Origin of the sequence: Gilliamella sp. wkB308, from assembly GCF_001690185.1 — a bacterium.
Taxonomy (GTDB): Bacteria; Pseudomonadota; Gammaproteobacteria; order Enterobacterales; family Orbaceae; genus Gilliamella; species Gilliamella apicola_I.
Map to the genome: position 1 here is coordinate 45,175 of NZ_LZGN01000025.1, position 12,086 is coordinate 57,260.

General features: G+C 32.9%; 7 protein-coding genes. 1 reads left to right on the forward strand and 6 read right to left on the reverse strand.

The genetic code is table 11. From position 1 onward, the window contains the following. The 3 genes from A9G10_RS04125 to hsdR form a co-directional block, all read right to left on the reverse strand. Positions 1-1,332, reverse strand: coding sequence for a restriction endonuclease subunit S (locus tag A9G10_RS04125; RefSeq protein WP_065558009.1), 1,332 nt, complete (start codon positions 1,330-1,332; stop codon positions 1-3). Next, positions 1,332-2,933 carry a class I SAM-dependent DNA methyltransferase gene (locus A9G10_RS04130; protein WP_065558008.1) on the reverse strand — a complete coding sequence of 534 codons (1,602 nt, stop codon included), beginning with the start codon at positions 2,931-2,933 and terminating at the stop codon, positions 1,332-1,334. Before A9G10_RS04130 ends, A9G10_RS04125 begins: the two co-directional genes overlap by 1 nt. 111 nt (positions 2,934-3,044) lie before the next feature. Next, the gene (gene hsdR / locus A9G10_RS04135; protein ID WP_065558007.1) at positions 3,045-6,566 is read right to left on the reverse strand and encodes a type I restriction-modification system endonuclease; all 3,522 of its coding nucleotides are present in this window, start codon (positions 6,564-6,566) and stop codon (positions 3,045-3,047) included. Positions 6,567-7,200: 634 nt separating this feature from the next. Between hsdR and A9G10_RS04140 the strand changes: the two genes are divergently transcribed. Then, on the forward strand, positions 7,201-7,878 hold the full coding sequence (locus A9G10_RS04140; protein ID WP_065558006.1) for a JAB domain-containing protein: 678 nt from the start codon (positions 7,201-7,203) through the stop codon (positions 7,876-7,878). Positions 7,879-7,883: 5 nt separating this feature from the next. On the opposite strand, the gene A9G10_RS04145 is transcribed toward A9G10_RS04140, so the two are convergent. The 3 genes from A9G10_RS04145 to A9G10_RS04155 form a co-directional block, all read right to left on the reverse strand. Then, positions 7,884-9,092: a modification methylase gene (locus A9G10_RS04145; RefSeq protein WP_065558005.1), complete on the reverse strand. Its 1,209-nt coding sequence runs from the start codon at positions 9,090-9,092 to the stop codon at positions 7,884-7,886. Between the two features lies 1 nt (position 9,093). Continuing rightward, complete coding sequence (locus tag A9G10_RS04150) at positions 9,094-11,136, reverse strand: ATP-binding protein (RefSeq protein WP_065558004.1); 2,043 nt, start codon at positions 11,134-11,136, stop codon at positions 9,094-9,096. Positions 11,137-11,519: 383 nt separating this feature from the next. Beyond that, on the reverse strand, positions 11,520-12,086 hold a 567-nt coding region (locus tag A9G10_RS04155; protein ID WP_257006711.1), incomplete at its 5' end, for an EF-Tu/IF-2/RF-3 family GTPase.

Sequence of the window (12,086 nt, forward strand, 5' to 3'; positions counted from 1 at the left end):
TTATTTTTTCTTTTTGTTTTTATTGTTTTGTTCGCGTTCAACTTGAATTTTTTCAAGTAAGGATGCAGCTGAATTTTCACCCGTAATTAAATCAGGATTTTTAGTGCGCCATTGGGCGGTTAATTCACCACGAAACGCTTTGGCTAAAATTGATTGCGGTAAATGATTCACTTTTTCTAAAGCTATATTAACCTGTTGTTCAATTTTATCAGCATAGGCAAATAATTGTTCTACACGACGGACGATTTCGTTTTGTTCTTCTAGTGAAGGAATTTGAATTGGATATTCGCCAAGTTTTTGAGCATTAATATTAGATTGACTCACTCCATCTGATTTGACTTCATAACAATATTGCTTTGCTTCTGGACTATTCAAATTGTAATTAAGATATTCAGGGATTAAATCATCTAAGCATTGAATTTTAATTAAATAACCTGCATAAATAGCTTTTCTTTCACCTCTATAAATAGAAGTTTTACCTACTAACTCTGGACTATTTGTTCTATTAAATAATACATCTCCGGCTATTAATTCATACTTATCTATCTCTGTTTGATCAGATGTATAAACTAAATCAGTCCAGTCTAAATTCCCATTTTTAAGATTTCCCATTCTCAAAACAGGAACAGAACCAACTTTTTTAGATTTTGTAGATGTTCCATATGAAGGTTTTTTAATAAAATCTTTAAGTTTTCCATTTTTCCAATCATTTAGATTTTTACTTTCTCGCCATTCTCCCGTTAACTTACCACTCACGGCATCCGATAACACTGACTGCCGAAACTGTTTTAGAAGTTCGGGAATTTGTTCAAGGCGTGATTTTGTTTCTTGTACTTGGGCTAGTAATAAGTCAAGTTTTTCAGCTATGATTTTTTGTTCATTGAACGGTGGTAGTAAAAATACAAATGAATTTAGATCATCTTTATTAAATCCATTTTGAGCTGAACGAGATAATAATCTTAAGGATCCTTGAAATAGTTCTGATTCTAAGTATGCTTTCAAAAATCTTCTATCTAAATATTTACCAAATAATACTTTAGCTAAAGCAACATTATAAGCACCTTTCATTCCAGTACAGATACGTCCTAAAGATGCCCCGTAACGTCCTATTAATACATCATCTTTATCACATAATTTTAATTTAGATGTTATTGGTATAAATGTTGGGACAGGTTTGTCGCCAAAATCTCGAATTTGAAGAAGGCGTATATAGCCTTCTTTTACTTGATCTAGAAAATTAGATTTGGGTGGTTGAGTACCACCTTGTATATCCAAGACATCAGTAAATTTAGTAACAATCCAACCTTCAGGTACAAGAAGAATATCGCTCATTATTCAGTTTCTCCCAAAGCACTCAACAAACTCTCCAACTTATCCAAAGCAACTATTAACTCATCTTTAGCTTGCTTGGCAAGTATGGCGGGTTCTGGAAGTTTGGTTGCATCCACACTATTTTTATCTTTTAACCAACTGATATCGAGTGAATCCTGTTTTGTGTCAGCAATCCAATCGCGGCTAAAACAGCGCCATCTTGATTGCGCTAGTTGAACATTAACGTCTAAGTTTTCTTGACTGGCTGACGAGTCTGCTTCGATATCATCTGGATTGAATGACCATTCACCTTCCTGTCTTGGACTGGTGCCGTCCGGATTGATACCATAAACAGTTTCAAATGGTTGCAAATATTGCTCAGTAAATGGTGTACGTTTACCAAAGTTTGGCATATTAGTACGCAAATCATAAACCCAAACATTTTGTGTACAGTTTTCTTGTTGCAGTTTGTCTGTTACTGAGCCCTTAGTGAAAAATAGCACATTGGTTTTTACACCTTGGGCATAAAATATCCCGGTCGGTAAGCGTAGTATTGTATGTAAATTACATTTATTCATTAAATCGCGACGAATATCAGTCCCTTTACCCGCTTCAAACAATACATTATCAGGCAATACCACGGCAGCTCGACCACCGGGTTTTAAATTACGGTAAATATGTTGTAAAAAAGCTAATTGCTTGTTGGTGGTTTCATAAGTTAAGTCTTTACGAGTAATACTGGCATCGCCACCTTTACTGGTACCAAATGGTGGATTAGCGAGAATAATATCCGCAGGTTTTAGGTCTTGCCCAACTTGACCAAGTGAATTACCTAATAAAATTGCACCGTCATTACCGCCCTCTATACCGTGTAATAGACAATTCATTAAGGCAAGTCGACGAGTATTTGGCACTAATTCAACACCAATAAACGCTTCGTTTTTTTGAAAATCAGCTTCTTTAGCATCAAGATCATAATAATCGTTGGTTTGTTGCCGTAAATACTGATCTGCTGCGACAAGAAATCCTGCCGTTCCGGCAGCAGGATCTTGGATGATGTTTTTTATTTGTGGTTTAATACATCGCACCATGCAATTAATTAGTGGTCTTGGCGTAAAATACTGACCGGCACCGGATTTTGTTTCATTGGCATTTTTTTCTAATAATCCTTCATAAAGATCGCCCAACCCATCCTTTTGAATACTAAACCAATCAATTTGATCTAATGTTTTGATCAGTTTTGCTAAGTGGCGCGGTTCTCGTAATCGAGTTTGTGCATCGGCATAAATGGCGCTTATTAATGGGTCATTATGTACTGTCACTTCAATGTATTGTTCTGGATTTTTAGGATCGATTTCTTGACGCTTACCTGTTGATAAGGCTAATAACATGGCTTTATAATCATTTAATAGGGTAATACCTGATTTATCATTGAGATTAGTCCAACGACAACCAACAGGTAAAGGATGTTTTTGCAAAATCCCTGCTTCGGTATTTTCGTGTACCATTTTAATAAATAATAAAAGTACTAATTCAGTTACATAATCTGAATAGTTAATACCATCATCACGCAATACATCACATAAATTCCATAGTTTTTGTACTATATTGTTATTAGTCATTTTTTATCCCAAGTTTATACTCGTATACTTAATAGGCGAGACTAGTATTTTCATCGCCATTATGAATTAGAGTAAATGTATATTTTAGTAACTTCAAGTGACTTTGCTATATTATGCGGTAAGTGCTGGCCAAATAGCCTCGCTTAATTCATCTAATACCGTATCAAGTTGATTGCCCAATATTTTATCAAGCTGCTTAGCGCCACCACTATCAGTAAAGCGATGATTAATAAATTCTTTATCAATAACGATCTCAAAGATAATTTGTTTGGCTAAACGATCTAACCAATTGCGTTGAGCCGGTGTCCAATTATGATTTTGGTAGATTCGTTGCATGGCTTGATTAACGCGTTGTTCAAAAGGAATTAATGGTTCGCCCAAAGCAGCACGTCGGATATAACCAATAATACTCGCTGCAATATCTTGATTAGTTTGATTGCGTAAGGCAGTGCGTAAATTAGCTTCGGAATAACCTGCACCATCCAATAACAGTTTAACTTCTTTCAATTGCGCACGGGTTAAATCACGTGGGCGGTTAACAACCACAGACAACGCAGCACTTTCATTTAATTGATTATGAATGAAATGATTAAAACTGTCTAAATAATCCTCGGGTCTTTGGTGAGAACCATAACTTTGCGAGCGTTCACGAAGATGATCTTCATGTTGAGAAATGAGTGGTAAACGTTCACTACCTAGCAATCGATTGACTTCATTTAATTGATTAATTAACCCATGATGTTGTTTGATAAAATTCGCAGCAGATTCAGGACCAATTTTATGTAAATAATTATGTAGTTTTTTCGGTTCAACATCCCATAAAGTTTGTAATTCATCTAACTTTTGTCTTAATTCAGGCTTATTTTCCGCTTTTTGCTCAGCCTTACGCAAGATTCGCATTAATTTTTGATTTAATTGATTTAAAATTACATCAGCATAAGTTTCACCTGCCATATCACCTGATGTTTGTAATGCTTTAGTTAATAATTTAGGATCACTTAGTTCATCAATTAATTGCTCAAGGGTGATATTAGGATCTTTAACTAACGGTTGCATAGTGTTGACGTCTTTTAATGCGACATAAATATCAACCGGATCATATATTCGAAATACCGTTTTACCTATGTTATCACATCGTCTTGTTGCACGACCAATCATTTGTTCATATAAGATACGGGATTTGACTCGGCGCATAAAGACTAAATTACAAATTTTTGGCACATCAATACCGGTTGTTAATAAATCAACAGTGATAGCTATATTTGGATAGCGTTCATTTTTATATTGTTTGATTAATTGATCAACTTTATCACTCTGCCCGGTAATCTTAGCGACAGCAGCTTGATTATATTCACCATTATAGAGATTCTTAAATGCATCATCTAATAAGCGTTTAACCATATCTGCATGCAGATCGGTAGCACAGAAAATTAATGTTTTTTCTTCACCAAACGGATCGAGTTCATTTACCAATTGTTCGCAAATTACTCGGTTAAAGTTTTCATTTATTACCCGACGATTAAATGCATCTACTTCAAAATTAAGCTCATCTTCTAATTCAGCAGTTTCAATTTCACCGGTTTGCGTATTGATGGAGCTTACTTTTTCACCTTTGGTAAACGTAATACCATTTTGTGTTAATAAAGTTTGATAACGTATTGGCGGTTCATGATCAATTAACCAGTCATCGGCAACAGCTTCTCGATATGAATAAATATAAACAGGCTTACCAAAAATATCGCTAGTATGTTTTGCGGGTGTTGCCGTTAGCGCAATTTTTACCGCATCAAAATAATCTAATACTCGACGATAACTTGATAAATATTGCGTGGCGTCACGTATTGCCATCTCACCTTCTGTCATTTCTTGATCTAATGTATAACCACGATGCGCCTCGTCAATTATGATGCAATCAAACTGATCGATTAAGGGTGGATTATCGCTCTTAAAAATGCGTTTGACCATTGCTTGCACGGTTGCCACTTGTATTCGTGTTTCAGCTTCAGTCACCATAGAACCAAGCTCGGCTAAGTTATAGATTTTAGATAAAGTGAGATTTTGTTCTAACGTGGCTTCATTAAAAGAATCTATTGCCTGTTCTCCTAAAGCGGTACGATCAACTAAAAATAGAATTCGTTTAAATCGTTCAGTTTTTAAAAAGCGGTACATCAAACCTATAATTGTTCGAGTTTTACCTGTTCCTGTTGCCATCGCAATTAAAACTGTTCGTATCCCTTTGGAAAGGGTATTTTCTGTCGCAACAATTGCTTTCTCTTGATAATCCCTTAATTGCAAATAGGCAAATGGTTCTTGTTTTAGTTGTTGTTCAGCGTTTTCTCGACTACGATTAAGTAGATCTAAGAGTCCTTGTGGTGAATGAAAGGATAATAAAGGACGCTTTAAATTGGCGCCATCACGAACATCACGAAACCATGTTCCTGACTGTTCAGCTAATTGCTTAATGTATGGACGACCATTACAAGAATAAACAAAAGGAATTTTGTAGTGGCAATCTGATTCATCAGGCCAAGCAATCGTTCTTTTTTCAAGTTCCCATGCACCAATCAATGGTGGTAATACTTGGAAGCCTTTACTATAACGTTCAGCTTGACCGATTTTTCCGGAAACATTTTTATTCTTTTTCTTAGCTTCAACAACTGCAATTGGTGTTAATCCCGCAAATAAAACATAATCAGCCCATCCTTTTTCGCCTTTATGTTCTGTCGGCCATTCGGCAATGGCTAAATATTTATTTTTTTCTGGGCGAGTACCCTTTTTATAATTTAACTGTTCGGTGTCAGCTTGCCAACCCGCTTCAATAAGCTGCATATCAATTAAAATTCGTGTGAGTTCTTCGCTTAATTCTATTTGTTGACTTGCTTTCTTAGCTTTCTTACTTATTGTATTACGAGATACTTTTTGAGCTTTTACGTCTTGTAGAGCAAGTGCTTGTTGTAAATCCTTAATCTTTATTTCATATTCTTTCTGTTGTTTGAGTAACATTGCCTCATTTTCTTGGGCCTGTTGAGATAGGGATCGCGCCTCTTCATCCATTTTTAAAGCTAAGGTTTCAAATTCAGTCTTTTCTTTAGCGAGTAATTCATTAAATTGTTGACTTGAATTGAGTTCAATATTGGCTTGTTCTAGTTCTATTTTAAGTTTACTGATTTCTGACTGTAAACTGCGCAAATGCTCGCTGGGGTCAACAAGTGGTTTAAAAGGTCCTGGTTTAAATAGCACACCAGCTTGACTAAAAGATTGGTGAAACCATATTGCTAATTTGTAAGCAACTAAAAGTCCATCTTTTGCTTCTTTGTGCTTGGTTTTAAATTGATGAGTAGCTTTATTTCCTTCAATACGTAATGTATGAAAAAGATTTCGGATAATGGGTTCTAATTTGAGTTCATTACTAATCTTATACAACAAATCAGACTGAGAAGTGCGTTCATTAAATTCAATACCAGCCTTGGCAGCAATATGTTGTGCCATTGCTTCAGCTAATTGCCGTAATTTTATTAATGTGGTATTAGGATCACTGCTAAATGCTCGCTCGGCTGTACATGCTAATTCGACAAACAGTGGATCGTGTTCAACTAGAAAACCAAAATTTGATTGCTCTTTAATTATTATCATTAAGCACTATCTCCATTAAAGTTATATCCTTTATCCTTTTTTATTATCTCAAATTTTGTATAATTTTATAGCTATTTTTTTATTTTCAAAGCATTTCTTCGGTAGGCTATTTAAGCGGAGTGCCAATTGGTTTTATCATTACCTTAATGTCACCAATTTTCTTCATATTAATTATGGGAGATGATTATAAATCGATTTTTAATCTAGATTTTATTATGGGGATGTTAGGTATCACATCAATGATAACCCTCAATTTTATAATCTACCCGGCAATATTATTATGCTGTCATTATTTTATTGGTGGGATACAAAAAATATCAAGTAAGCTTGCTTTGAAGCAATAATCATTTGTCCGAACTAGTCAAAAAAACGCCCAACTATTTTAAACTGTTGAACTCATTAGATTGGATTGTTGATATTGAATTATCTGCTGTTATTTTAGGTGTTTCCTAATAAAAATTAGTAAAATTAGAATCCAAACTAAAATGCTAAATGATTTTTATTGCAGTTTACGATGAACCTATCAGGCAAGCATAAAATAATCATCACAGGTATGACCAAGATTAATTAACTACTGCTAAGTCTAAGAAAAATATGCTATATTATTTTTTAATTGATTTTACAAGGTGATAAAATGGATATAAAACTAACCAAGCATGACAAACGCTATATTGAAGGCACAGACGATGTCTACAGCATTATGCAACGTGTGTTATTGCGTGATAACCAAATCGACCAAGAAAAAGAGCATCTTTGGATGATTGGGATGAATCAAGCTGGTTATATCCTGTATATCGAACTGATTGCACTTGGCAGTTATAAATCGGTCGACGTTGAACCGATGAATGTATTTCGTGTTGCGGTAATGAAAAACGCCTCACGCGTGATATTAGTACATAACCACCCGTCAGGATCACTGACGCCGTCCGAAGCAGATAAAGATATCACCGATCGCCTAATCCAAGTCGGACGAATTTTAAATATCGACCTAATCGACCACCTAATCATCACCCCAAAATCCTATATCAGCTTCCGCAGTACTAAACTTATGGACGAGTTAGAACAAAGCCTAAAATACGTCCCAACTTATCAAGTGGTTGAACGTATTCGTAAGGAAGAAAAGTTGATTGCTAAAGAGAAGTTGGCGGTTGAAAGGGATAAAACAAAAATAGAAAAAGCACGTCGAGAAAAAGCAGAGTCTGAAAAGAAAATACTGATTAATGCATTGTTGAAAAAAGGTGTTTCGGTTGAGGATATTGCTAAAATTCTGGGGATAACGGTGAAGGCGGTGGAGAGGGTTGTGAAAAAATAACCCTCTTAGATAGTTTTTCTATGAATAATAACAAACTCTTTACTCATCGAAAAAACAGAATTATTGTTCACTTTCGATGTTAATTTTGGTATTCGTTTATTAGGAATCTCTCGGTTGCATTCATAGATATTTCTGAAATTTTTATGTTCTAAGTATTCTTGAGTGATTGATGTTAGGTTGATATTAACTCCATCAACAGTACGATTTCCCAAAGTCAACACAATATATTTTTTGGTAACTCTGCATAGTTCATCAAGAAATAAGAAATAATCTTTAAAAAAGCTAATTACTTTTTTTTGTTTTGAAAGTGATATATCGTCTAAATACGGTTGTAATAATAAATTCCCTGTCTCGTTTTCAATTGGACCTTTATAAAATCCACCTAAACTCTTTCGATCTATTGCTGAATAATTATCTAATTCCCAACCATCAAAAGCCAAATCTTTTTTATCAATCCAATGGAGTGCTAATGATGAAAACTGTCCATAGGGTACTGTTGTTGCATTATCCCCATAGGGTGGTGATGATATAGATAAATCTATTGAATTTTTTTTGAATTTAGCCAATTGTTTTAAAGAATCGTTTTTATATAACTTCAAATTAGACGATGAAATAGTGAATTTTGAAATATTTTGTTCAACGCTAGTAAGAAAATCATCTATTAAATTATTCTTCATACGTTGAATACATTCAATGTCTTTAACGTGTAATTTATATGTTGAACTACGTGTATTACTATATTTGCGAATAAATGTACTTAAAATTGACCAAAAATAGAGTCTATTCCTTTTACTTTTTATCAAAATAATAGATTGGCGAATTTTTTTTAGACTAATAATAATATCTGAACGAAACCATTTATTCATATTCGGAAATGAAAAATCATCTATTTCAACATTATTTAAATAATTTTTTAATTTTTCTATATCAATTTTTATACTTTTTGTTATTCCTTGTAATTTCACTTTTGTTATTAAATGGGCTAGAGGATTGATATCACAACCAACTAGTTCAATATCAGGACATAATTCCAATGCTTCGTAAAGTGCTGTACCTGAGCCAAAAAAAGGATCAAAAACAGATTCAATATTTTCCGATTTTAAAAGTTCTTGAAGAATAAGATTTTGAACTGGCGCTATCATAGTTGCAGGATAAAGCGCTAAACCATGTATATCATTTTTTTTATAATTACGGAATGATATATCACCTAACATTTTATTTCCCTTTACTGTTTAGTGGTTCTGGTTTTTTACATTCAGAAATAATATTATCAGAAACATTATATAACAAGGCATCAGAAAGAACAGCAAATAACCCAGCTTTTTTTGCTATATCATTTATTTCTGAATCTGATAAATAAAGCATTGATTTATGAGCTCCTAAATGAGCTTTTTTCACCATATTTAAAAATTCTTCTTTATCTAATAACTTATTGAAAGACTTATAATCTATAGCTATAGTTTTACTCAATTCAGTCTTCAGTTTATTATTTAATGCTATGAATTCAATAATATATTTAACTCTAGATTCTAATTCATTTATAGTTAAGGAAATTGGGAAAATATTAGGATCTTTATTTTTTAAATAATCACTACATAACTCAAAGATACTTCTCAATGCGCAAGCAATGGTTTCATTATATTCTCCTTTTTGTTTATAAATTTTTTCAAGTTGAACTATTAATTTCGAAACATATGGAATCTTGATTGAATAGTCTTTAGTTAAAGGAAGATTAAATAAGCTTTTTTTACTGTTAGCTGTGATCATAGCTTCCGGTAATTCAAATATTAGTTTTAAGTTTTCAACTACCTTTCCAGTTATTGAATCATTGTAAATATATTTAATTGATTTTTCACATGGTGAATCCTGACTTTGTAAAATAAATTTGGTAGCTTTTTCTCCATCAATTTCTATTTGTATATCTTGAACAAGATCTATCTGCTCCCCGCTACTATTACAAGCAAACGTAATTTCTTTTAAAAGATTTATTTGTCCTGAAGGGATAGTTATTCTTTTTAGTTTTTGTCGTAAAGTTATTTGAGCAGGTTGAGGTAAAAGATTTCTTTCTTTACCATTTGTTGATGTAGATTTGTTTATATCATAAGGATATGCAGCTCCAGTTTCGACATTTCCAAATTTTTCTTTAATTTTATTCCTAAAAAAAGAGCCATCCTCCTGAATCTTTTGGTTTAATTCCTTTAACTTTTCCTTGATGTTAGATGTTAATTTGTTTTGTACAAAATTAGTTCTATCAGAATTAAACTCCATTAAAGGATGAGAACTTATGATTTTAATATGACCAATTAGTTGTGGTAATACATTCCCAGATCTCTTTTTTCTGAATATACTTGGGTCGAATAAAGTATAATTATGAAATAAATTATTATTGACATAAATTAATGGAATTAGTGCATCATCATGTTCTCGATAATATAATTGTGAAACTTTTTTCGTACCGCCTGATTTGAAAGAATATGCAATTAACTCTATATCTAATTTGTAATCATTAGTATTAATGTCATACTTTATTTCATCATATTTTCCACCTTTATAAAAAAACTCAATTTTTGATTTTTCGGATGAATATGTAATATAAAAAAGCTGATCTTCTTTATCTATATCTACAAAATTAGCATGACTTTCATTTTCATATTGACCATGATTTGTCTTTAAAACTATTTTAAATTGATCATCATAAAAGGCATTAACTAATTTTTTAATATTTTTGTCTTGTGAAAAATATTTCTCTAAATCATCATTATCGTCTTGATAGAGATCAATTGTAATAGTCGTACCTATTTCAGTAGATATTTCTTCCTTTGTTTCTACACGATAGGTAGCTAGATTTTTTAGTGAAATTAATTCATCTTTATTGACTGAAAATGTTATCTTTTTTTTATTTTTATTTGTTACCCATATAACATTAGCGCCAAATTTAAAAACAGATAAAAAACCTAATCCTTTGGAACCCTGTGTATATCTTTTTAATTTGCTTTCCTTATTACGGATAAGTTTTCCAAACTTTTTGTCGCTATTGGAAATATGGAAAAGCTTCTTAATACCTCTATCATCCATTCCTAAGCCATTATCTTTAATAACCAGTTTTTTATTAATTGTATCAAGGGTGATAATAACTTCAGTTGCAAAGGCATCATAGGCATTTTTGATAAGTTCATTTAAAGCAACTATATGGGTAGGTATTTTATCTGAAAGTTCACTAATTATATTACCATCTACTTTCATTCCAATTGGTTTCATACATTTTCCTCATTATTTTATGCGAAAAGATCTAGTAAAGATAATTTAAATGATATATAAAATCTTTCTGAAAATAAAGTAATAGTCTGTATTTAATATGTTTTTTTATCTTTATTTTAAATATAATTTGTTAATGTCAATCAATATATAAATGAGTAAATACGGCACTGATTATGGTTAATCGAAGAATTTGGAGGGAATATATGAATTTTTAAGTAAACTATCAATCTATGTGTTTTTAGGTTAATTGAAAGGATAAAAAGAATATAATTGATTTAAAACCAAGATTTGTTTTAACGTTGCTTAAAAAGCACAATAAAAAAGGCGCACAATGTACGCCTTTCTTACTTGTTTGCATCGGTGATGCGATAGAAGGTTTTAAATTATTTAATAACCTTAGCAACAACACCTGCACCAACAGTACGACCACCTTCACGAATCGCAAAACGTAAACCTTCTGCCATCGCGATTGGGTGAATTAATGATACTGACATTTTGATGTTATCGCCTGGCATTACCATTTCTACGCCTTCCGGTAATTCGATTGTACCAGTCACGTCAGTTGTACGGAAGTAGAACTGTGGACGGTAACCTTTGAAGAATGGAGTGTGACGACCACCTTCATCTTTACTTAAGATATACACTTCTGATTCGAAATCTGTATGTGGCGTGATTGAACCTGGTTTTGCTAATACTTGACCGCGTTCGATTTCTTCACGTTTAGTACCACGAAGTAATACACCTACGTTTTCACCAGCACGACCTTCGTCTAGTAATTTACGGAACATTTCAACACCAGTACAAGTTGTTTTTGCTGTTGGTTTGATACCAACGATTTCAACATCTTCACCAACTTTGATAATACCGCTTTCTACACGACCTGTTACCACTGTACCACGACCTGAAATTGAGAACACGTCTTCAATTGGTAATAGGAATGGTTTGTCGAT